At 65.6% G+C, this 21,842-nt stretch carries 20 protein-coding genes and 1 pseudogene; 13 read left to right on the top strand and 8 right to left on the bottom strand.

The genetic code is table 11. From position 1 onward, the window contains the following. Positions 1–322: pseudogene (locus HLH36_RS14305) on the top strand (alanine--glyoxylate aminotransferase family protein); the annotation flags it as partial. A 10-nt stretch (positions 323–332) separates the two neighbouring features. Here HLH36_RS14305 and HLH36_RS14310 read toward each other — a convergent pair. After that, positions 333–1,124: a DsbA family protein gene (locus HLH36_RS14310; protein WP_408871900.1), complete on the bottom strand. Its 792-nt coding sequence runs from the start codon at positions 1,122–1,124 to the stop codon at positions 333–335. Between the two features lie 147 nt (positions 1,125–1,271). Here HLH36_RS14310 and HLH36_RS14315 point away from each other — a divergent pair, with 147 nt between their 5' ends. The 5 genes from HLH36_RS14315 to HLH36_RS14335 all read left to right on the top strand — a co-directional run bounded on the left by HLH36_RS14315 (position 1,272) and on the right by HLH36_RS14335 (position 6,853). Then, a complete protein-coding gene (locus tag HLH36_RS14315; protein WP_182987032.1) occupies positions 1,272–2,795 on the top strand; it encodes a gamma-glutamyltransferase in 1,524 nt (507 codons plus the stop codon). A 133-nt stretch (positions 2,796–2,928) separates the two neighbouring features. Next, positions 2,929–3,981 carry a recombinase RecA gene (recA, locus tag HLH36_RS14320; protein WP_182987033.1) on the top strand — a complete coding sequence of 351 codons (1,053 nt, stop codon included), beginning with the start codon at positions 2,929–2,931 and terminating at the stop codon, positions 3,979–3,981. A 13-nt stretch (positions 3,982–3,994) separates the two neighbouring features. After that, positions 3,995–4,384, top strand: coding sequence for a hypothetical protein (locus tag HLH36_RS14325; protein ID WP_220792859.1), 390 nt, complete (start codon positions 3,995–3,997; stop codon positions 4,382–4,384). A 291-nt stretch (positions 4,385–4,675) separates the two neighbouring features. After that, the gene (gene coaA / locus HLH36_RS14330) at positions 4,676–5,644 is read left to right on the top strand and encodes a type I pantothenate kinase (protein WP_182987034.1); all 969 of its coding nucleotides are present in this window, start codon (positions 4,676–4,678) and stop codon (positions 5,642–5,644) included. Positions 5,645–5,743: 99 nt separating this feature from the next. Further along, positions 5,744–6,853, top strand: a complete 1,110-nt coding sequence (locus tag HLH36_RS14335; RefSeq protein ID WP_182987035.1) for an anhydro-N-acetylmuramic acid kinase — start codon at positions 5,744–5,746, stop codon at positions 6,851–6,853. Between the two features lie 18 nt (positions 6,854–6,871). Here HLH36_RS14335 and HLH36_RS14340 read toward each other — a convergent pair whose 3' ends face one another. Further along, positions 6,872–7,642 carry a tetratricopeptide repeat protein gene (locus HLH36_RS14340; protein ID WP_182987036.1) on the bottom strand — a complete coding sequence of 257 codons (771 nt, stop codon included), beginning with the start codon at positions 7,640–7,642 and terminating at the stop codon, positions 6,872–6,874. Positions 7,643–7,814: 172 nt separating this feature from the next. On the opposite strand from HLH36_RS14340, the gene HLH36_RS14345 reads away from it, so the two are divergent. From HLH36_RS14345 to HLH36_RS14355, 3 genes are all read left to right on the top strand, one after another. Next, entirely contained in the window at positions 7,815–8,501 is a 687-nt protein-coding gene (locus tag HLH36_RS14345; protein ID WP_182987037.1) for a Fe2+-dependent dioxygenase, read from the top strand. A gap of 358 nt (positions 8,502–8,859) precedes the next feature. Beyond that, positions 8,860–11,187: a TonB-dependent receptor gene (locus HLH36_RS14350; RefSeq protein ID WP_182987038.1), complete on the top strand. Its 2,328-nt coding sequence runs from the start codon at positions 8,860–8,862 to the stop codon at positions 11,185–11,187. An 8-nt stretch (positions 11,188–11,195) separates the two neighbouring features. Continuing rightward, a complete protein-coding gene (locus HLH36_RS14355; protein ID WP_182987039.1) occupies positions 11,196–11,876 on the top strand; it encodes a tetratricopeptide repeat protein in 681 nt (226 codons plus the stop codon). Between the two features lie 68 nt (positions 11,877–11,944). On the opposite strand, the gene HLH36_RS14360 is transcribed toward HLH36_RS14355, so the two are convergent. The 3 genes from HLH36_RS14360 to HLH36_RS14370 form a co-directional block, all read right to left on the bottom strand. Then, entirely contained in the window at positions 11,945–13,213 is a 1,269-nt protein-coding gene (locus HLH36_RS14360) for an outer membrane beta-barrel protein (protein WP_182987040.1), read from the bottom strand. Between the two features lie 86 nt (positions 13,214–13,299). Next, positions 13,300–14,685: an ammonium transporter gene (locus tag HLH36_RS14365; RefSeq protein ID WP_182987041.1), complete on the bottom strand. Its 1,386-nt coding sequence runs from the start codon at positions 14,683–14,685 to the stop codon at positions 13,300–13,302. Continuing rightward, the gene (locus HLH36_RS14370) at positions 14,682–15,020 is read right to left on the bottom strand and encodes a P-II family nitrogen regulator (protein ID WP_182987134.1); all 339 of its coding nucleotides are present in this window, start codon (positions 15,018–15,020) and stop codon (positions 14,682–14,684) included. Before HLH36_RS14370 ends, HLH36_RS14365 begins: the two co-directional genes overlap by 4 nt. Positions 15,021–15,269: 249 nt before the next feature. On the opposite strand from HLH36_RS14370, the gene HLH36_RS14375 reads away from it, so the two are divergent. Further along, positions 15,270–16,457 carry an MFS transporter gene (locus tag HLH36_RS14375; RefSeq protein WP_182987042.1) on the top strand — a complete coding sequence of 396 codons (1,188 nt, stop codon included), beginning with the start codon at positions 15,270–15,272 and terminating at the stop codon, positions 16,455–16,457. A gap of 38 nt (positions 16,458–16,495) precedes the next feature. Here HLH36_RS14375 and HLH36_RS14380 read toward each other — a convergent pair whose 3' ends face one another. Next, positions 16,496–17,530: a glycosyltransferase family 4 protein gene (locus HLH36_RS14380; protein WP_182965891.1), complete on the bottom strand. Its 1,035-nt coding sequence runs from the start codon at positions 17,528–17,530 to the stop codon at positions 16,496–16,498. Positions 17,531–17,798: 268 nt separating this feature from the next. Between HLH36_RS14380 and HLH36_RS14385 the strand changes: the two genes are divergently transcribed. From HLH36_RS14385 to HLH36_RS14395, 3 genes are read left to right on the top strand one after another with little or no spacing between them, the layout of a single operon-like run. Beyond that, on the top strand, positions 17,799–19,628 hold the full coding sequence (locus HLH36_RS14385; RefSeq protein ID WP_182987043.1) for an ATP-binding cassette domain-containing protein: 1,830 nt from the start codon (positions 17,799–17,801) through the stop codon (positions 19,626–19,628). Position 19,629: 1 nt separating this feature from the next. Continuing rightward, entirely contained in the window at positions 19,630–20,445 is an 816-nt protein-coding gene (locus HLH36_RS14390; protein WP_338030465.1) for a GntR family transcriptional regulator, read from the top strand. A gap of 23 nt (positions 20,446–20,468) precedes the next feature. Next, positions 20,469–20,663 carry a hypothetical protein gene (locus HLH36_RS14395; protein WP_182987044.1) on the top strand — a complete coding sequence of 65 codons (195 nt, stop codon included), beginning with the start codon at positions 20,469–20,471 and terminating at the stop codon, positions 20,661–20,663. A gap of 51 nt (positions 20,664–20,714) precedes the next feature. On the opposite strand, the gene minE is transcribed toward HLH36_RS14395, so the two are convergent. Further along, positions 20,715–20,984 (bottom strand): cell division topological specificity factor MinE, encoded by a 270-nt coding sequence (gene minE / locus HLH36_RS14400; protein ID WP_182987045.1) that lies wholly within the window; start codon positions 20,982–20,984, stop codon positions 20,715–20,717. Continuing rightward, a complete protein-coding gene (gene minD, locus HLH36_RS14405; RefSeq protein ID WP_114727694.1) occupies positions 20,981–21,796 on the bottom strand; it encodes a septum site-determining protein MinD in 816 nt (271 codons plus the stop codon). The genes minE and minD overlap by 4 nt, the downstream gene beginning before the upstream one ends. Positions 21,797–21,842 lie beyond the last annotated feature (46 nt).

A 21,842-nucleotide genomic window follows, 5' to 3' on the forward strand; every position in this document is an offset into this window, starting at 1 on the left:
TGCGGGGCTGCGGGCGATGGGGCTGAGCCTGTATGGGCAGGATGCCTATCGCATGACCAACGTGACGGGGGTTTATATTCCCGACGGCGTGGATGGCGAGCGGGTGCGGGCGCGGATGCGCGGGGAGTTCGAGATCGAGATCGGCACCGCCTTCGGGCCGCTGGCGGGGAAGGTCTGGCGGATCGGCGCGATGGGCTACAATGCGATGCGGTACAAGGTGCTGATCACGCTCGGTGCGCTGGAGGCCGTCCTGCGGGCCGAGGGCTACGCGCCGCCGCCCGGCGCGGCCATCGATGCGGCCCGCGCCGTCTATGGAGAATGACGCGCCTTGTTCAACTATGCCGGGATTTTTCGATGGCGGCTTTCAGCGCGTCGTAATCCACAGCGCCGGGGATGATGTAGCGGGCGTCGAAGACGAAGGTGGGCGTGCCTTCCAGGTGGATGGCCTCGGCCAGCTCCGAATTGGCGCGCAGGGTGGCGGCGACGGCGGTGCCTGCCATGTCCGATACCAGGCGGTCCGCGTCCAGGCCGGCCTGTTTCGCCAGGAGGCGGATGCGGGTGGCGTCGGGCTTCGTGGTGTCGGTCATGATGGCGCGCTGCATGCGGAAATAGGCGTCCTGGCCGCCCTGCAACGCGGCGGCGACGATGGCCTGTGCCGTCAGCAGGCTGGCCGGGCCCAGTACCGGCACGACTTTCTCCACGATGCGTACGTCGGGGTCGTCATGGACCAGCCGGTCCAGGTCGGGCAGCACCTTGCGGCAATAGGGGCAGCGCGGATCGTAGAATTCGAGCACCGTCGTCCGGGCCCGGGGCGCGCCCAGAATCGCGTCGCTGGGTGCCGGCGTCGTCAGGGCCGCCCGGTTGGTGGCCAGCGCGTCGCGGGTGCGAGTCTGTTCCTGTGCCTCGGCCCCGGCGCGCAGGGCGGCGATCGCGTCGGACAGGATCGAGGGGTCGGTCTTCAGCGCGTCGCGGACGATGGCGACGATTTCCTTGCGCTGGGCGGGGGTGAAGAAGCTGTCATCGGCGCGGGCGGGGGCCGCTGACGACAGGGCCAGCATCATGCCGAGACCGGCGGGAATGGCCGGGCGGAGCCTGGCGAGGCTGCGGGACGAGAAAAAAGACAAGGGCGGCCTCCGGCGCTCGGGTTCCGTAACGGGGCTGTCTGTAGAGCAGAATGGGGTGGCGCGGAAGGGCGCCGGGGGACAAGGCGAGTTGCCGATGCTCCCGAAGACCGCTAATTCCCGATAGCCCGGTGGTTTCATCCTCGGGGCATGACGGCGGTAATGGAGAATCTGTGCGTGCGTGAACGTCCCCTGAACCACCCGTTGCGCCGTTGCGGGGCCTTGCTGCTGTCCACGGTCCTGGCTACGGCGCTTGGCGGATGTTCGGTCAAGTCATTCAATGACCCGTTGGGATCGGCCAGCCATGTCCTGTTCGGCGGCGGCTCCGACACGCCGAAGGGGCCGACCTACCTGACCGGCTATATCGGCAATGTCGTTTCGGACGAGCCGCAATCCGCCATGGTTGCCCGCGACGTTCTGGCGCGGGGCGGCAATGCCGCCGACGCGGCGGCGGCGCTGGGGATGACGCTGGCGGTCACTCTGCCGTCGCGGGCCTCGCTGGGGGCGGGCGGCGCCTGCGTGGCGTGGCGCCCCGGCGAATCCGGTGGTGGCCGGGCGTTCCTGTTCCTTCCGGTCGCGGGATCGACGACGCCCGAGCCGGGGAGCGCGCGGGTCGACCGCCCGGCGGCGGCGCCGATGCTGGCACGCGGGCTGTATCTGATGCATCTGCGCTATGGCAGCGTGGAGTTCGCCGAAACCCTGGCCCCGGCGATGCAACTGGCGCGCGGCGGCATTTCGGTCAGCCGGGCGCTGGCTACGGACCTTGCGGCCGTCCAGGGGCCGCTGCTGGCCGATCCGGGCGCGCGGGCGATCTTCAGCCGGGGCGACGGCAAGGTGCTGGCCGAGGGTGACGCCCTGGTGCAGCAGCGCCTGACCGGCGTGCTGGAACAGATCAGCAGCATGGGGGTGGGCGACCTTTATAACGGGGCGCTGGCGCGCTCGTTCGTCGCCGGCAGCCAGGGTGCGGGCGGTGGATTGACGGTGGCGGACCTGCGCGGTGCTGTTCCGGTCGAGACCGATCCGCTGACGGTGCGCGCGGGCGAGGTGCGGGTCAGTTTCCTGCCGCCGCCGGCCGATGGCGGGCTGGGCAGCGCGGTTGCCTTCCGGGCCCTGAATGAAGGCGGCCAGAGCGATCGTGCCGGCCAGTCGGCGGTTGCCGCCTGGCGCGGCCAGACGGCGGGTGCGCAATCGGGCGCCGAGTTGGTCGCCAGGGCGCAGGCGGTGGTCGATTCCGGCACGGTTTCGACCGGTGGAACGCTGCCGCATCTGCCGGCTTCGACCTCGTTTGCCGTGGTTGACCGGCATGGCGGGGCGGTGGCGTGCAGCCTGACGATGGATAATCTGTTCGGTACCGGCCGTATCGCAGGGAGTACGGGCATTGTGATGGGGGCGTCGCCGCGCCGCCTGCCGCCGCCGCTGCTGACGGCTGCGATCGCCAGCGAGGGCAGCAGGTTCCGGGCCGCGGTGACAGGATCGGGCCAGAACGACGCGGCCGATGCGGTCGCGGCCGAAATGAAGCAGGTCCTGGCGGGCGAAAAGCCGGGTGCGCGGCCGGTGACGGTGGATGGGCGCATCAACGCGATTTCCTGCCCGGCGGGGCTGCCGGGGGGCGAAGGGAGCTGTGCCGGCGGTACCGACGCGCGTTCGGCCGGCCTGTCGGTGGGATCTGACTGAGGGACCGGCGCCGGGGTCTGGTGCTGCCGCTTGTGGATGATCATGTTTTGTTCTAGTTTTCGTTTGGTCGGGACCGCCGGGCGAGGCGGGCAGTACCCGGGGTTTTCATGATATCGGAACGGGATTGAAGGCGATGGCGCAGGCACCGGGCATTGACAAGAGCAAGGCGCTGGAAGGCGCGCTGAGCCAGATCGAACGTGCGTTCGGCAAGGGATCGGTGATGCGCCTGGGCCAGCGTGCCAACGAGGCGGTGGATGTGATCTCCACCGGTTCGCTGGGGCTGGACATCGCGCTGGGCATCGGCGGCCTGCCGCGTGGCCGCATCGTCGAGATCTATGGCCCCGAAAGCTCGGGCAAGACGACCCTCGCACTGCATGCGATTGCCGAGGCCCAGAAGAAGGGCGGCGTCTGCGCGTTTATCGATGCCGAACACGCCCTGGACCCCGGCTATGCCCGCAAGCTGGGCGTCGATGTCGACAATCTGCTGATCAGCCAGCCCGATGCCGGTGAACAGGCGCTGGAAATCGCCGATACGCTGGTGCGCTCGGGGGCCATCGACGTGCTGGTGGTGGACAGTGTCGCGGCCCTGGTGCCGCGGGCGGAGCTGGAAGGCGACATGGGCGACAGCCATGTCGGCCTGCATGCGCGGCTGATGAGCCAGGCGCTGCGCAAGCTGACGGGCACGGTCTCGCGCTCCAACACCATGATGATCTTCCTCAACCAGATCCGCCTGAAGATCGGTGTCATGTTCGGCAGCCCGGAGACGACGACGGGTGGTAACGCGCTGAAATTCTATGCTTCGGTGCGCATGGACATCCGCCGGATCGGGCAGATCAAGGACAAGGAAGAGGTCGTGGGCAACCAGACCCGCGTCAAGGTAGTCAAGAACAAGATGGCCCCCCCGTTCCGCCAGGTCGAATTCGACATCGTGTATGGCGAGGGGATCAGCAAGATGGGCGAGCTGATCGACCTGGGCGTCAAGGCCGGCATTGTCGAGAAATCGGGGGCCTGGTTCTCGTATGACAGTCAGCGGATCGGCCAGGGGCGGGAGAATTCCAAGCAGTTCCTGCGCGAGCATCCCGAGATGGCGGCCGATATCGAACGGCGTGTGCGCGAGCAGGCGGGCGTGGTGGCCGAGGCGATGCTGGTCTCTCCCGGCGAACAGGATCTTGCCGACGCCGAGTGACCGGCGCGGGGCGATGAGCCGGCACGCGGGGCCGCGTGGCCTCGCAGTGCTGGCTCTGCTGGCCGGTCTGACGGCCTGCGGGTTCAAGCGGCCGGATGGGGAGTCGATCGATGTGCCGCCCCTGACCCTGTTCAGCGGGCAGGAGCGGCCGGGCGCGGCCCAGACTGCATCGGCCGGCCGGCAGCATGATGGATCGCAGCCGATGTCTGCCGCGCCGGCGGGGCGGCAGCCGGATTATCAGCCGCTTCCCGATGCGTGGGGCATGCAGATGATTGCTTCCGGATTCGATTCCAATGCCGCCGGGGATGACGGGCAGAAGGAAGATGCCGGGCATTATGTGATCCCCGACACGCAGGTGAGTTATGGCGCCCGTGGCCGTGGACAGACGGTGAGGGGGCAATAGGCCGCGGAGCCTGATTGGAAACGGGCGCTGGCGGCGCGTTCCGCGCCTGTTTCCCATCGGGCCCCGAGTCACGTCTGTGTCATGAGACGGCCGGAATGTGGCGGTTTTGTGCCTTTCTTTGACCGAAAGGGCCGAATGCGGGGGCGGAAGGGCGTGGGGTCCACTGGATCGCTCCAGGCGTTGATGTTACGCCGCGCTGAACGAGACCGGAATGACGGTCCATCCTGGGGAAGCGGATTCATGACGGTTGGCACGAAACCCGGCGGCATCTGCCCGGTCCGGGCATAGAGCATGATGCTGCGGATGCCTCCGTGGGGGTCGGTGTCGCGGGACGGCGATCCACCGCTTCCGTATCTGACCTTTTCGCGTTCCGACTGGGCGGCGTTGCGGGCCAACGTGCCGCTCTCGCTGTCCGAGGACGAGATCGCGGCCCTGCGCGGCCGGAACGAGCCGGTGTCGCTGGCCGATATCACCGAGGTCTATCTGCCTCTGTCGCGCCTGCTGAACCTGTATGTCATGGCCTCGCGCGGCCTGAACAGCATGGTCGAGAGCGCGTTCCTGGGGTGTCCGCGCATTTCGGTGCCGTTCATTATCGGCATCGCCGGCAGCGTGGGCGTGGGGAAGAGCACCTTTGCCCGCCTGCTCCAAGCCGTGCTGTCGCGCTGGCCGGATCATCCGCGCGTCGACCTGGTGACGACCGACGGGTTTCTGCTGCCCACGCGGGTTCTTGAGGAACGGAGCCTGATGCAGCGCAAGGGCTTCCCGGAGAGTTACGACCTGCGGCGGATGATCGCCTTCCTCGCCGCCGTCAAGGCGGGCGAGCGGTTGCAGCAGGTGCCGCTCTATTCGCACGAGGCCTATGACATCGTGCCGGACCGTTTCCAGACGGTGGACCGGCCGGATATCCTGATCTTCGAAGGGCTGAACGTGCTGCAGACCGGTACCGACCGGTCGATGGTGGCGTCGGATTATTTCGATTTCTCGATCTATCTCGATGCCACGACCAGCGATATCGAATCGTGGTATGTGGAACGGTTCCTGCTGTTGCAGCGCACGGCGTTCCGCAAGCCGACTTCCTATTTCCATCACTATGCCGACCTGTCGCCGTTCGAGGCCGAACGGGTCGCGGGGCAGATCTGGAACCGGATCAACCTGCCCAATCTGGAAGCCAATATCCTGCCCACGCGTGAACGCGCGCGGTTGATCATGCGCAAGGGGCGGTCGCACGCCATCGACGAAGTGCGCCTGCGCTATCTGTGAGGGTATCGGCGTCGCGCGCCGGACGACTGTCTGACGGTCATGTTCCGCCATTGATCCCGATGCGATAGTCTGGATGCTGTTTCGGGAGGGATAGGTCCGATGATTCGGGTGATCGGTCTGATGAGCGGCACGTCGCTGGACGGGGTGGATGCCGCCGCCATCGAGACGGATGGTATCATGGTCGGGGCGGTCGGGCCGACGACGACCGTTCCCTTTCCGCCCGAGCTTCGGGCGCGGACCCGGGCCATTCTCGATCGTGCGGCGAGCCTGCGGGCGGATGATCCGGACCTGCTGGCTGTCGAGCATGATCTGACGCGCCTGCATGTTGCGGCGGTCCGCGCTCTGGACTGGCCGGCGGATCTGATCGGTTTTCATGGCCAGACGATCCTGCACCGTCCGGAGGAGCATAGAAGCTGGCAGGTCGGTGATGCCGGGCTGCTGGCGGCGGAAACCGGGGTGCCGGTCGTGCATGATTTTCGCAGCGCGGATCTTGCCGCGGGGGGCGAAGGGGCGCCGCTGGTGCCGGTCTTTCATCAGGCCCTGGCCCTTGGGCTGGAACATCCTTTGGCCGTGCTGAATATCGGCGGGGTGGCGAATGTCTCGCTGATCGGAGCGGCGGGGGAACTGCTGGCCTGCGATGTGGGGCCGGGCAATGCGCTGCTGGATGACTGGGCGATGCGCCATACCGGCGTGCCCTATGATCGCGACGGGGCGCTGGCCAAGGCGGGGCGGGCCGATGAAGCGGTTCTGAGGGACCTGATGGGCGACCCGTTCTTCCGTCGACCGGCGCCGAAATCGCTCGACCGCCTGTCGTTTCATCGTGCCATGGACCTGCTGGCCCCTCTGTCGCCGGCCGATGGGGCGGCGACGCTTGCCGCCTTTACCGTTCGGGCGGTGGCGGAACTGCCCCTGCCATTCGCGCCGCGCCGCTGGCTGGTCTGTGGCGGTGGCCGTCATAACCCGGTGCTGATGGAGGGATTGCGGCAAGCGCTGGGCGCTGCCGTCGAACCGGTCGAGGCCGTGGGATGGAATGGCGATGCGCTGGAAGCCCAGTGTTTCGGTTTCCTCGCCGCGCGTGCCGTGCGCGGGCTGCCGCTTTCCTTCCCCGGAACCACCGGGGTGAAGCGCCCTGTCAGTGGAGGGCGGCTGGAAGAGCGGGGGGTGCCGGCCGCCGCGACGCGGATGCTGGACCTGCTGCGGCAGGGATAGAGCGCCGGCCCATACCGGTCAGCCGTCCGTCTGGCGGGGGATGCCGAGGGTATCGAGGCGATCGTGGACCCGATTCGAGAGGGCCGTGTCTCCGTGCGGGCCGAGGGCGTGCAGGGTGCGCTCCATGGCCAGCAATACGTCCGATGTCGCATCGCCGACCGCGCGCCGCCACCAGTCCAGGGCCTCGGCATGCTTGCCCATCGCCAGCAGCGCCGATGCGTAATTATGCTGTCCGCGATAATCGCCGCCTTCGGCCGAGCGGCGGTACCATGCGAGAGCCGTGGCGGGGTTGCGTTCGGTGTGCCAGCCCTCTTCGGTGAAGCGGGCGACCAGGTTCATCGACTTGGCGTGTCCGCGTTCGGCGGCGCTGCGGAACAGTGCCAGTGCGCGGCGCAGGTCGACCGGCATGCCGAGGCCGCGCATCGTCATGATGCCCAGATTGTAGCACCCCCAGAGGTCGCCCAGGCGCGCCGCCATTTCGTAGCTGGCGGCGGCGGCCGGGAGGTCGGCCGGACAGCCCCATCCGAAATGATGGCATCGCCCGAGCATGTTATGGGCGGGAGCATAGCCGGCGGAGGCGGCGATTTCGTACCATTTTCGCGCCTGCTGCGGGTTGGGCGGCACATAGATGCTGTCGAGCAGGATATCGCCCCAGCACACCTGTTCCGAAACATGGCCCTGCGCGGCCCGGATGCGGATTTCGTCGATGAAATCGGGCAGTGGGGGCGGTGTGTCCCTGTCGCGCCGGCGCTGGATGGCGGTCTTTTTCAGGATGTCGAGAAGCCGCATCTGCTGGGAACCCGTGACGGTTGACGCTTGGCGCTACAAACCATGACCGGGGCATTTATGCAATTGATAATCTGTCGCAACCTGGCTATTCAGCGATCTTGCATGTCGCCCGCGTGGGGCGTTGCCGTTCGTCCAGGCGCGGACCATGCAAGCGCCATAGATCGAGACCGCCATGTTGCTGCATATCCCCAATGTCCTTTCGGACGATGAGCTTCTGCACTGTCGTCGCGCGCTTGCCGAGGCGAACTGGGCGGATGGGAGGGTGACGGCGGGGCCGCAATCGGCATCGGCCAAGAACAATCTCCAGATCCCGCTGGACCATCCGCTGCATCGTTCGCTGGGTGAGGTCGTGCTGCGTGCGCTGGGGCGGAACAACCTGTTCAACAGTGCGGTCGTGCCGCTGCGCGTCGTGCCGCCGCTGTTCAACCGCTATGACGAGGGCATGTCGTTCGGTGCGCATGTGGACAATGCCATCCGGCCGATCCCCAATTCCGGCGGAATGCGTATCCGCACGGATGTTTCCTCGACGCTCTTCCTGACCGACCCCGACGAATATGACGGGGGCGAGCTGAGGATACACGATGCCTCGGGCGTGCAGGAGATCAAGCTGCCGGCCGGGGACATGATCGTCTACGACACCACGGTGCTGCACGATGTGACCCCGGTGACGCGTGGCAGTCGCTGGGCGTCGTTTTTCTGGACGCAATCGATGGTCCGGGACGTGGAGCGGCGGCGGATCCTGTTCGATCTGGATCGCACGATCATGGATCTGCGCATGCGTCTGGCAGATGACGATCCTGCCGTGCTCGAACTGGTGAATTGTTATCATAATCTCATGCGTCAATGGTGCGAACTCTGAGTTCCTGACCAAAATGCGCGCTGGCGGCGATCCGACGCGTGTTTTCTGTGCTCCGATGCTCACGGCCCTCAAGGCCGCTCCGCTTCGGTGCTCGAAAACACACGCCGGGCGCGGCCCTACCGGGCCGCTCTCGCTCACCAGCCCACATTTCCGATCAGGAACTGAATGGAACAATACAGAAATTATCTATAGATTTCAGTATTCTTGTGCGGCGACCGGCGGGAGTGCATCGCCGGGAATGGACAGGACATTTTTTGTCGCAAATGAATTTCTTGACGCTTTGTATCTCTCGTGAAACATACTCTGTTAATGCGAGTGGTTCGCATTTTCATGTATGGCATTGAGGAAACCCCGGAGAATGGGTGTCACTGGAAAATGGCGTGTGGCGCGGCAGGTGGCGCCCCAGCGCGGTCAGGTCCTGTGCGGTCTGGCGATGGCGATGATCGGGTCGCAGGGGCTGGCCGCGACGCCGGGTGTGGCGGCATCGGACAAGCTGACCGATGAGGAAAGGAAGAAGGCGCATCAGGATCGGCCCAATCCGCGGCACGAACATATCGAAGTCGTGGGCATGTGGCATGACATGTCGCCGAAATTCACCGCCTTGCTGCTCGATACGCCCAAGAGTGTTTCGGTCATCTCGCGCCAGTTGCTGACCCAGACCGCGTCGAACACGCTGGCCGATGCGTTGCGCAACGTGCCCGGGATTACGATGGGCGCGGGCGAGGGGGGCAATCCGGTCGGCGACCGGCCGTTCCTGCGGGGGTTTGACGCGCAGTCGAGCACCTTTGTCGATGGATTGCGCGATGTCGGGGCGCAGTCGCGCGAGACGTTCAATGTGGAATCGATTGAAATCGTCAAGGGCGATACCGGGGCCATCGCCGGGCGGGGCGGGGCCGGCGGTGCGATCCTGATCAACAGCAAGATGCCCACCCTGAAGAATGTGGTCGATGCCAATCTCGGCTTCGGCAATGCCGATTACAAGCGCGGCACGTTCGACGGCAACTGGCGGATTGCGGATACGGGGGCCTTCCGGCTGAACCTGATGGGTGACGACCAGGGCGTGGCGGGGCGCGGGCCCACCCATTATCGGCGTTTCGGCGTGGCGCCGGCGGTGTCGTTCGGGCTGGGTACCCCCAACCGCGTTACGCTGATGTATTACCATATGCAGAATGACGACCTGCCCGATGTCGGCATTCCGTACAATAATCCGACCTTCAACCCGCGCTCGGGCGGTGCGGCGCGGGTCATGGCGAGGGGCGATGGCGCGCCGGTCAAGGTGCCGTTCGATACCTGGTACGGGCTGGAGAACCGCGATGCCAACCAGGATGGCATCGACATGGGCACGCTGCGGCTGGAACATGATTTCAGCAGCGCGCTGCATCTGCGCAATACCACGCGCTATTCGGAAACGACGCAGAACGACCGCTGGACGATGCCGGACGACAGCCAGGGCAATATCTATTACGGTTATGTCTATCGGCGCCTGAACAGCCGTTTCTCCACTTTCGATACGGCGACCAACCAGACCGATTTCTATGGATCGTTCGATCTGGCGGGCTTCAGGAACCAGTTTGCCTCCGGCGCGGAGTTTACGCGCGAGCAGGGCAAGAACGACAATTACACGGCCTATGTGAACGGCCAGAATGTGGGATCGGGAACCAATTTCACCCGTTGCGCCACCGCGCTGGCCTTTTCGTCGGGCACCTGTACCGCGCTGCTCGATCCGAATCCGGGCCAGCTCTGGACGGGCGACCTGAGGCATACGGGGAACCCGAACAGTACGCGCTTCGATACCAAGGCGGTCTATCTGTTCGACACGATCACGCTGCTGAAGCAGCTCCAGGCCAATGTCGGCCTGCGCTACGACAATGTGCAGAGCACCTATCGCGCGGCGGCGGGCGAATATGGGCGTGGCGACAATCTGTTCACCTACCAGGGTGCGCTGGTCTACAAGCCGCGTTCCAATGGTTCGATCTATGCGTCCTATGCCACGTCGGCGATTCCGCCGGGCAATTCGGTTGGCCAGGGATCGGACGATATCAGCCTTGGTGCCGACCGATCGGGCAATATCGGCGCCGTGCTGAAGCCGGAACGCGACCGCACGATCGAGGTCGGTACCAAATGGAACGTGCTGCATAACCGGTTGCTGGTGACCGGCGCGCTGTTTCAGATCGACGCCACCAATTTCAAGATCACCACCGCGACGGGCGGGATCGACAATGGCGGGACCAAGCGGGTTCGGGGATTCGAGGTCGGCCTGAATGGGCAGATTACCCGCGACTGGTCGATCAATGGCGGCTTCACGTACCTGGATGCGCGGCTGCTGAAGGCCGGCGGGTCCGGAGCTGCTGCCGGGCTGATGGATGGGCGCCATGCGCCGAACACGCCGGAGAACAGCCTGGCGCTGTGGACGACCTATCGCATCTTCCAGCCGCTGACGGTGGCGGCGGGCGTTTATTACATGGGCAAGGTGTACGGCACGGATTCCCCGACGGCACCGAAATTCGTGCCCAATTACTGGCGGTTCGATTTCATGGCCACCTACAGGTTCATGAAGCACTACAGCCTGCAGCTCAATATGCAGAACCTGGCCAACAAGCGGTATTTCACCCAGGCCTACACCACGCATTATGCGACGCAGGCGCCGGGCCGCACGGCGCTGGTGAACCTGAACGTGCATTTCTGACCGGCGCGATGCGGGAGGCTGGACCCGACCAGGCGACGGCCGGTGTCGCGACGATCTGCGACCTGGCCGGCGGCGGGCTGGCCGATGCGCAGCTCGCGCTGGGGCAGATCCTGCTGGATGGTGTGCTGCTGCCCCGCGACGCGCGTGCGGCGCTGGGGTGGTTTCTGGCGGCGGCGCGGCAGGGCAGCGCCATGGGGTGCAACATGGTCGGGCGCTGCTGCGAACTGGGCTGGGGCATGGCTGCGGCCCCGGCCGAGGCGCTGCGCTGGTATCGTCGGGCCGCCTGTGCCGGCCTGGATTGGGGCATGTACAATTATGCCACCGGCCTGACCCTGGGGTGGGACGGGCCGCCCGACCATGTGCGGGCGCTGGCCTGGTTCCGGCGGGCCGCCGCGCGGGGACACTGCAAATCCTTCAACATCATCGGTGGTTTTTATGAGGATGGATGGGCGGTGACGCGTGATCTTGTCCAGGCGCGGGCATGGTATGCCCGCGCCGCCGAGGGCGGCGATTTTCGCGGGCATTTCAATCTCGCCCGCTTTCTGCTGGCGGAAGGCGAGATGATCCGGGCGCGCCGGCATTTCGAGAATGCCTGGCAGACCGCGACGCCGGCCTTTCGAACGCGGATGGAGCAATTCCTCGTGGAAAGCGGGATCGAGATGCGTTTTCGCCCGGCGCCGAACGGCTGAAGCGGGACGGGCGAGCCCCTGAAGCCACACCTGCCGTCGAAGTCGGGCAGTGTGATTCGTCCCCGGCATCAGAAGCCGAGTACGCCGTCCATACCGAAGGTGAACACACCTGTATTGCGACCGTCATTGAACGGAGAGGTTCCGTTCAATGACCGGTCGAAGCGGATTTCGGGCCGCAGTTCGAAGACGCGGACCCCATGGCCGAGCGTTGGCCTGTAGGTTACCCCGAGCGTCAGCGCGCCATAGGTTGTGGGAGGCGCTGCCTCCAGGGGGACCGCGGCGCCCGTAAAGGCGGTCATGTACGCGGTGTTGTTCAGGAAGCTGAGGACGAACTGGCCGGTATTGTCGCGATAGATTTCACCGCGATAGTTGAAGGTCAGCGACGGGGTGATCTTGTAGCTGAGGAAGCTCACGAAACTGTAGGTGTCGGCGCGCAGGCCGTCATCATGCAGGTAATTGAATTCGCCCGTGACCGACAGCCTGTCGTTGATCTGGTACGCGGCGTTGATATCGTTCCAGTACCGCATCGCGCTGTCCGCGCGCGGACCGAGGGCTGCGACGGCATTTTCCGGCCCGACGCGGCTGAGTTCGATGATGTTGAGCTTGCCGCCGGCGAGGCCGTTCAGGTTGAAGCCGAAATATCCCGCCGCCTCGTGGTTGGGGTCGCTCTTGCCGAACGTGGTCTGATTGCCGGTATCGACGCCGAACGTGACGTCGAGAAGCGGAATGACATGCCATTTGAACATCGCGCCGACATGTTCGAACGGTACCGAGTATTCGGATGTGTAGGCAAGTGTATAGAAGGGGCGCGTCGTCGGATCGAGCGTTTCGACGCCCATCGGTGCCTGGAGGATGCCGGCCTGCATATCCAGGCCGCCGCTGGTCAGCCAGGGCAGATGCACGTCGACATGGGCCTGGGCGGGGATAAGCTGGTAGCGGTTCGAGAATGCGCGATCGGAGACGCCCAGCAGATGATAGTAGCGTGCGTCCGAGCCGTAGAGCGCCTCCAGCGTGAAGCCGATCTGATATTCGCTCTTGCTCGGATCGATGGCCTTTGAAAGCGTGAATTCGAGCTGGTTCAGTTGGACCTGGTTGGCATGGTCGGCGAGGAAGTTGCCAAAATTGATCCCGTTATCGGGGCGGGCTGGATTGGCCATGATTCCACCTTCGATCTGGCCCACCAGGGTGACATCATTGAGCCATTGGGAAACGCCCGACTTGCCTGACGAATGGCCGAATACCGCAACCTGGGCCTGGGCAGCCGCCGGAAGAGCGAGACCGCTTGCCGTGAGGAAAAGTGAAATGGAGAAACGAGATTTCTTTCTTGGCTTCGACACGCTTCGTTTCCTCTCTTTATTGTGAGGGGGAGGCACCTCCCCCTCTTTCTACGTCCTTGACGAAGTGGCGCCTGAATCTTGTCGCATCAGTTGATGCGTTCTCCGTGAAGGGTCATGTCCAGCCCTTCTTCTTCCTGGTCCGCCGTGACGCGCAGGCCGATCGCCAGGTCAATAATCTTGAGCAGGATGAAGGATGCCGCGGCGCACCAGACGATGGTGATGCCCACGGCCTCGGCCTGGGAGACGAACTGCGCGAACGAACCGCTGATACCGCCGGGATTGGCATCGGTGGCCGAGAGCGGTCCATAGGCGAATACGCCGGTCAGCAATGCGCCGATGATGCCGCCGATGCCGTGCACGCCGAACGCGTCCAGGCTGTCGTCATAGCCCAGCATGTGCTTGAGCGACGTGGCGGCCCAGAAGCAGACCACGCCGGCTACCACGCCGATGATCAGCGCGCTGCCCGGCAGGACGAAGCCCGCCGCCGGCGTGATGGCGACCAGGCCGGCGACGGCACCGGAGATGATGCCCAGCACGGTCGGCTTGCCGCGGCGGACCCATTCGGCCAGCATCCAGCCGAGGCCGGCGGCGGCGGTGGCGATCTGGGTCGTTGTCATGGCCATGCCCGCGCGGCCGTTGGCGCCGACGGCCGAACCGGCATTGAAGCCGAACCAGCCCACCCACAGCAGCGACGCGCCGATGACGGCGTAGGTCAGGTTGAAGGGCGACAGATCGTCCTGCCCGTAACCCTTGCGCCTGCCCAGCACCAGGGCCGTCACCAGGCCGGCCACACCGGCATTGATATGCACGACGGTGCCGCCCGCGAAATCGATGGCGCCCAGGCCGGCGACCCAGCCCAGCGGGCTCCACACCCAGTGGGCGATCGGCGAATAGACCAGCAGCGACCACAGGATGGTGAAGACGCACAGGGCGCTGAACTTCATGCGCTCGGCGAACGCGCCGGTGATCAGCGCCGGGGTGATGATGGCGAACGTCATCTGGAACATCATCCAGACGCTCTCGGGGATCGTCATCGTGACCGCGTTGGGGGTGCCCGCGCCCATCGTGAAGCCGATATCGGCGCCCTTGGCGATATGCGCGCCGATGCCGTTGAGCAGGACGCGCGACAGGTCGCCGATATAGGGGGTGCCGGTGCCGAAGGCCAGGCTGTAGCCGGCCACTATCCAGACGATGGTGACGATGCAGCAGATCGCGAAGGACTGCATCAGCGTCGCCAGCACGTTCTTGCGGCGGACCATGCCGGCATAGAACAGGGCCAGGCCCGGGATGGTCATCATCAGCACCAGCGCGGTGCTGACCAGCATCCATGACGTGTCGCCCGTGTCGATCGCAGGGGGCGCGTCGGCGGCGAGGGCGGGTGTGGACAGGCCGATGATCGGGACAAGGGGAGCCAGGACCTTGATGACACCCGAGAGCCTGAGAGCCTGGGACGTGAAAGGGGGATTCCTCATAGGGCGCTGTCCCCCGTGTCACCTGTGCGAATGCGCATTGCCTGCTCCAGATCAAGAATGAAGATTTTCCCGTCACCGATCTTTCCGGTGTTGGCGGCCTGGCGGATGGCCTCCATCACGGTATCGGCAAGGTCGTTCGGGACCGCGATTTCAAGTTTCGATTTCGGAACGAAATGTTCCTGATATTCCGCGCCGCGATAGATTTCGGTCTGGCCTTTCTGGCGGCCGAATCCCTTGACGTCGGTCACGGTGATCCCCGTAACGCCGAGGGCGGACAGGGCCTCGCGCACGTCATCGAGCTTGAAAGGTTTTATTATTGCAACGATTAGTTTCATGATCTCCTCCCTGAGGAACCACTCGTCGCCGCAAGCCTGCGCAATGCGGTACGATCGAGGATGACTTGCCGCCGGACGCATGGATCAGGTGGCCAATACGGAGCGGGAATGCACCCCGTTTGTGCCGGGACGGGATCTACGCCACCGTCCGGTCCCTGCTTCATGGCAGGGCTGGTCGGTTCGCGGCTTCGATTTCTAGATATCGGCTATCGGGGAGTAGAGTTCCGTCATGAAAACCGGGATAACGACATGACTGTGTCTTCTGTGCCTGCTGGGGCCGGGATCATTCGCCTGATCGCCTGTGCCGCCGGCCTTGTGGTGGCCAATATCTATTACGCCCAGCCGCTGATCGGCCTGATCGGCCCCGATATCGGCCTGGCGCCGGCATGGCTGGGCAGCATCGTCATGCTGACGCAACTGGGGTATGGCTGCGGCATGATCGGCCTCGTTTCGCTGGCCGATATCGTGGAGAACCGGCGGCTGGTCCTGGTGGCGCTGGGAGGGCTGGCCCTGACGCTGCTGGCCTCGGCCTTCGTGCGGTCGGCGGGGGCATTCCTGCCGATGGCGTTCGCCATCGGTGTCTTTGCCACCGCCACCCAGGTGCTGGTGCCGCTGGCGTCGCATCTGTCGGCCGAGAAGGATCGCGGCCGCGTGGTGGGTACGGTCATGGGCGGGCTGATCGGCGGGATCATGCTGGCCCGGCCGTTCTCGAGCGTCGTCGCCGATTATGCCGGCTGGCATACCGTCTTCCTGGCGTCGTGCGCGATGACGCTGGTGCTGATGGCGGCGCTGGCGCGCGGCCTGCCGCGCCGGCAGCCCGTGCATGACGGGCTGACCTACCTGCACATCCTGGCATCGCTGCCCGGTATCCTGCGCGATACTCCGCTGCTGCGCCGGCGGGCGTTCTATCAGGGATCGGTGTTCGCCGCGTTCAATGTCTTCTGGACCGCGGTGCCGCTGCAACTGGCATCGGCCCCCTTTCATCTGGGGCAGACGGGGATTGCGCTGTTTGCCCTGGCCGGGGCGGGGGGCGCGCTGGCGGCCCCCGTCGCCGGGCGCCTGGCGGACCGGGGGCTGACGAATGCCGCGACGACAGGGGCGATGGCGATGGTGGCGGGGGGCTTCGCGCTGGGGCTGGCGGCGGTGGCGGGCCACGCGCTGGTGCCGCTGGCGGCGGCGGCGATCGTGCTGGATGCCGGCGTGCAGACCAACCAGGTGGTCAGTATGCGGGCGATCTACATGCTGCGGCCGGAGATCCGGGGACGGCTGAACGCCCTGTTCATGACCATCGTCTTCCTGTGCGGCGCCGCGGGCTCGGTGCTCGCGGCCGCCCTGTTTCACCAGGGCGGGTGGCAGGCGGTTTCGCTCGCCGGCGCCGTGCTGCCCCTGGTTGCCCTGGGGCGGCAGGTCTCGGCGGGCGAAGCAGCGCGGCGTTGAGTGCCGCGCCCGGCCGGCAGGCCGGGCGTTGGGACCATTCAGGCGGTCTTCCTGGCTTCGATCAGTTCGCGGTAGATGTCGAGATAATCCTCGGCCATGCGCCGGGCGGTGAAGCGTTGCTCGAATCGCTCACGGATGCGGTCGGACTGCAGCTCCGGCAGGCGGGCGCACGCGGTGATGGCCTCGTGCTCGTCATTCACGATCAGGCCGGTCAGGCCGTCTTCCAGCACTTCGGGGACCGAGCCGCGACGGAAGGCGACCACGGGCGTGCCGCAGGCCATGGCCTCGATCATCACCAGGCCGAACGGCTCGGGCCAGTCGATCGGCATCAGCAGTGCCCGCGCGCCGGACAGGAAGGCGGGCTTCTGCCGGTCGTTGATCTCGCCGATCAGTTCCACGCCCTCGCCCAGCATCGGGACGATCTCGCGCTCGAAATACTCGGCATCCACCTTGTCGATCTTGGCGGCGATCTTCAGCGGCACATTGAGGGCGCGGGCGATGCGGATTGCCTTGTCCACGCCTTTTTCCGGGCAGATCCTGCCCAGGAAGGCGAAATAGTCGCGCGGGCCCGGCTGCGGCGTCAGCAGCTTCTCGGGCAGGCCGTGCAGCACGGTGCGGACGTAATGGGCCTGGGGCAGGGGCAGGCGCTGGTTGTTGGAGATCGAGACGATCGGCACCTTGGGGAAGGCGTCGAACACCGGCTGCAGCTCCATCAGGTCCAGGCGGCCGTGCATGGTGGTCAGCATCGGCGTCTTCTGGCGGCTGAAATAGGTGAAGGGCCAGTAATCCATATGGAAATGCAGGATATCGAACTGCTCCGCCACCCGGGCGACCTGTTCCATCATCAGCATGTGCGGCGCGATCGGGTCGCGAATCGCGGGGTCGAGGCGCAGGGCCTGCGGCCAGCAGGCGGTCAGCCGGGCGGAGGTCACGCTGTCGCCGCTGGCGAACAGGGTCACATCATGGCCCATGGAAGTCAGTTCTTCCGTCAGGAAAGACACGACACGCTCGGTGCCGCCATACAGTTTGGGCGGTACGGCTTCATGGAGCGGCGCGATCTGGGCGATACGCATGGGGCAGTTCACTTCTTTCTTCCGCAGGAATGGACAGGGGATGCTAGCGTGCGATCACGAAACGGCAAATCGATGGCAGGCCTCGACGGCACGCCGCGATGGCGGGCCGGCTACAGGTGGAACGAACCGGGATAAGGGATGTTCCATCCCATGGGCCGGCTTGCCCGGCATCTGCGGGGAAGGGCAGGGAGAGCCTATCTTTCTTCCCCTCGATCCGGATAGATAAACATTTCAAGGTGTGGAACTTTCCGCGCGTCACGACGACCGGATGAACCGGCAGCAGAGAGGGCAGCCGATTTTGGCGACTGATACCGAGACCACCATTTCAGACGATCAGTTGGTTCATTATCTGGGCCGGCCGCTTTCCTTCGTCTTCCGCTATGCGCGGGGTCATGCGCTTCTGCATGCCGTGATTTTCCTTTCGGTCATGGTCGCTGTCGGCTGCACGGTCGGTGCCACATATGCCACCCGTTTCCTGGTCGATACCATGACCGCGCACGGTGTGGGAGAGATGCGCCCCATCTGGAATGCGGTGGCGATCCTGGTGGCGGTCATCACCTTCGACAATATGTCGTGGCGGGTGGCCGGGTGGTTTGCCACCTATGCCTTCGTGGCCATGACCGGCGATGTGCGACGCGACCTGTTCCGCTACCTGACGAGCCATTCCGCCGGTTATTTTGCCGACCGTATGCCGGGCGCCATGGCGGCGCGCATTTCCACCGCGTCCATGTCGGTGTTCACGCTGGAAAACCTGGCGGCGTGGAATGTCCTGCCGCCCTGCCTGAACGTGGCGCTGTCGATCGGGCTGCTGCTGACGATCAGCCCGGTCATGGCGGGGGTGATCGTGACGCTGTCGGCGGCGTTGTGCTTCCTGATGTTCCGCATGGCGGCCGGCGGCCGGGGCATGCACCAGCATTATGCCGCCGAGGCGGCACGCGTGGATGGCGAGATGCTGGACATCGTCAACAACATCCCGCTGGTCCGCTCGTTCGGCATGACCCAGTACGAGCGGCTGCGCCTGGGCGATACCATGCGCCAGGAAATGGGGGCGCGCAGCCGGTCGCTGCGCTACATGGAAAAGCTGCGGCTGGTGCACGCGGTGCTGACGGCGGTGCTGACGGCGGGCCTGCTGTCCTGGGTGGTGATGCTGTGGCATCTGGGCCGGGCCAGCGTCGGCGACGTGGTGATGGTGGCCAATCTGGGCTTCATGATCCTGCACGGGACCCGCGACCTGGCCGTGGCGCTGGTGGAGACCATCCAGCATGTCGCCCGGCTGGACGAGGCGCTGTCCGCGATTCTCGTCCCGCATGAAATGGTCGATTCCCCGAATGCGCGCGGCTTTGCCGGCCCGGTGCGCGGCGAGGTGGCGTTCCGCGAGGTGATGTTCGCCTATCCGGGCGGGAAGCCGGTGCTGTCGCATTTCAACCTGGTGGTCGAGGCCGGGACGCGGGTGGGGCTGGTGGGGCGGTCCGGGTCGGGCAAGAGCACGATCCTGGCCCTGATCCAGCGCCTGCGCTACGTGCAGGGCGGGGCGATCCAGATCGACGGTGTCGATATCCGCGACCTGGACGAGAAGAGCCTGCGGGCCTGCATGTCGGTGGTGCCGCAGGACGTGTCGCTGCTGCGGCGGTCGGTGATGGAGAATATCCGCTATGGCCGCCCCGACGCCACGGATGACGAGGTGATCGCCGCCTCGATCGCCGCCGGATGCCGCGATTTCATCGACGCGATGCCCGAGGGCTTCCAGACCGAGGTCGGGGACCGGGGGGTCAAGCTCTCGGGTGGGCAGCGGCAGCGGATCGCCATTGCCCGTGCGTTCCTGCGCAATGCGCCGATCCTGATTCTCGACGAGGCGACCAGTGCCCTGGACAGTGAAAGCGAACAGCGCGTGCAGGAGGCCCTGGACCGGCTGAAAGTCGGGCGCACCGTGATTGCGGTGGCCCATCGCCTGTCCACCCTGCGCGATTTCGACCGGATCGTGGTGATGGATCACGGCCGGATCGTACAGGACGGGCCCGTGAGTGTGCTGGAACGGACCGAGGGCCCGTATCGCGACTTCCTGGAGCGCCAGTCCATGTTCATCGAGGGTGCGCTGTGACGTGATGACGGCATATTGGAATGACGGGGATGAGCAGGACGTGATGCTGCGCGTGGTGGCATGCCCCGATGGAAGGGAGACTGGCGTGCCTGCCGGAGAGAGTGGGCACCGTGGGGCCGAGCCGGGCCGGCCAGCCCGTGCCGCGACGGATGGCGGCAGGCGTGCCCTGAGTGCCGATGCCTATGAATATATTCGCAGCGGCCTGATCCGCAGCCGGTACCGGGTGGGCCAGAGGCTGGTGCTGCGCCCGCTGGCCGCGGAACTCGGGCTGAGTCCCACGCCGGTGCGTGAGGCCCTGCTGCGGCTGGTGTCGGAACAGGCGCTGGACCTGAACGACCGCAACACGGCGGTGGTGCCGGACATTACGCCTGCCAGTTTCCGCGAGATCCATCGGCTGCGCGTCGACCTGGAAAGCCGGCTGGTCCAGGCGGCGGCACTGCGCGCCACGCCGGAGGAGCTGGAGGCCCTGTCGGACCTGCATGAGCGGTTCCAGCAGGCCTGCGCCCGGCAGGATGAGGGCATGATGGCGGCCGGCAATGCCGATTTCCACGCGATGCTGGCGACCATGGCCGACCTGCCGCTGACGGCGAACATTCTGCATAATCTCTGGGCGCGGATCGGACCGCTTTATGCCCTGGCGCGCACGGCGCCGCCCGCGCGGCCGCCCGGCGTGCCGCACCCGCATGACGAGCTGATCGCGGCGCTGCGCGCGCATGACCCGGTTGCGGCCACCCGCGCGCTGGTCACTGACGCGGATTATGCGCGAAGCTGGATCGAGCCGCTGCTGTCGCAGGGTATGGTAGAGGACCAGCCGTGAGGGGGATATCGTGCGCCGCTCGTGTGGCGACGATCATCGCCGTAATCGCGAGTGCTTGCCTGCTGGTGGGCGGCTTTGTTTTCCAGGTGCCGTTCTGCCTGGGCACCCTGGATTGGCTCGGCCGCCACAGGTGGATATGGCTGACGCTGGGTGTGGTGATCTCGATATGGCGCCGTTGGAACGTGCCCTATGCGGAGCGCGTTCGACAGGGGTGGTGACCATTGGGCAGCCGGGGCCGGTCGGACCGGACCCGGCTGAAAAGTACCTGCTCAGGCGGTCTTGGCCGCAGGTTTGGCTTCGGGGACCTCGATGTCGATCTCGAGCATCGAGACGCCGGCGCCGCGATCCATCTTGATCTGGACCTTGTCCTGATCGACGGAAATATGCCGCTTGATGACCTCCAGGATTTCTTCCTGGAGCTTGGCGATCAGTTCCGACTGGCCTTCGCCGGCGCGTTCGTGCGCCAGCAGGATCTGCAGCCGGTCACGGGCGATGGGGGCCGAGGTCTTGCGTCCGAACAGCGATGTCAGGAAGCTCATGCGACACTCCGTTTGAACAGCCAGTCGAACAGGCCCTTGCGTTCGGTGGGGACGCTGACATCCAGGGTCTCGCCCTCCAGCCGGCGCACCGCTTCGAAATAGGCGCGGGACGGGGCGCTGGTCGGGTTGGACAAGGTGACCGGCATGCCGAGATTGGATGCCCGCAGAACCTCTTCGCTCTCGGGAATGATGCCCAGCAGGGGAATCGACAGGATTTCCAGCACGTCTTCGGTGCGCAGCATTTCCCCGCGTGCGGCGCGCGCCGGGTCGTAGCGCGTCAGCAGCAGGTGCTTGTCGATCTTCTCGCCCTTCTTGGCGCGCTCTGTGGTGCTGTCGAGCATGCCGATGATGCGGTCGCTGTCGCGCACCGACGAGACCTCGGGGTTGGTCACCACCACGGCCTGGTCGGCATGGTACATCGCCAGTTGCGCGCCGCGTTCGATGCCGGCCGGGCTGTCGCAGATCACCCAGTCGAATTTCTCGCGCAGTTCCTCGATCACCCGGGCGACGCCCTCGGGGGTCAGGGCGTCCTTGTCGCGGGTCTGCGAGGCGGGGAGAATCGAGAGGGTTTCCACGCGCTTGTCGCGGATCAGGGCCTGCGCCAGCTTGGCGTCGCCCTGCACGACGTTGATCAGGTCGAACACCACGCGGCGTTCGGCCCCCATCACCAGATCCAGGTTGCGTAATCCGACGTCGAAATCGACGACGACGACATTTTTCCCGGTCTGGGCCAGTGCCGCGCCGAGGGCAGCGGTCGATGTGGTCTTGCCCACACCGCCCTTACCCGAAGTGACAACCAGCACCTTGGCCATATGCGTGTTTCCTTATGTCCGGACCTGCCGTTCTGCGGCATCGTCT

It is taken from the genome of Gluconacetobacter aggeris (genome assembly GCF_014174395.1).
GTDB lineage: Bacteria > Pseudomonadota > Alphaproteobacteria > Acetobacterales > Acetobacteraceae > Gluconacetobacter > Gluconacetobacter aggeris.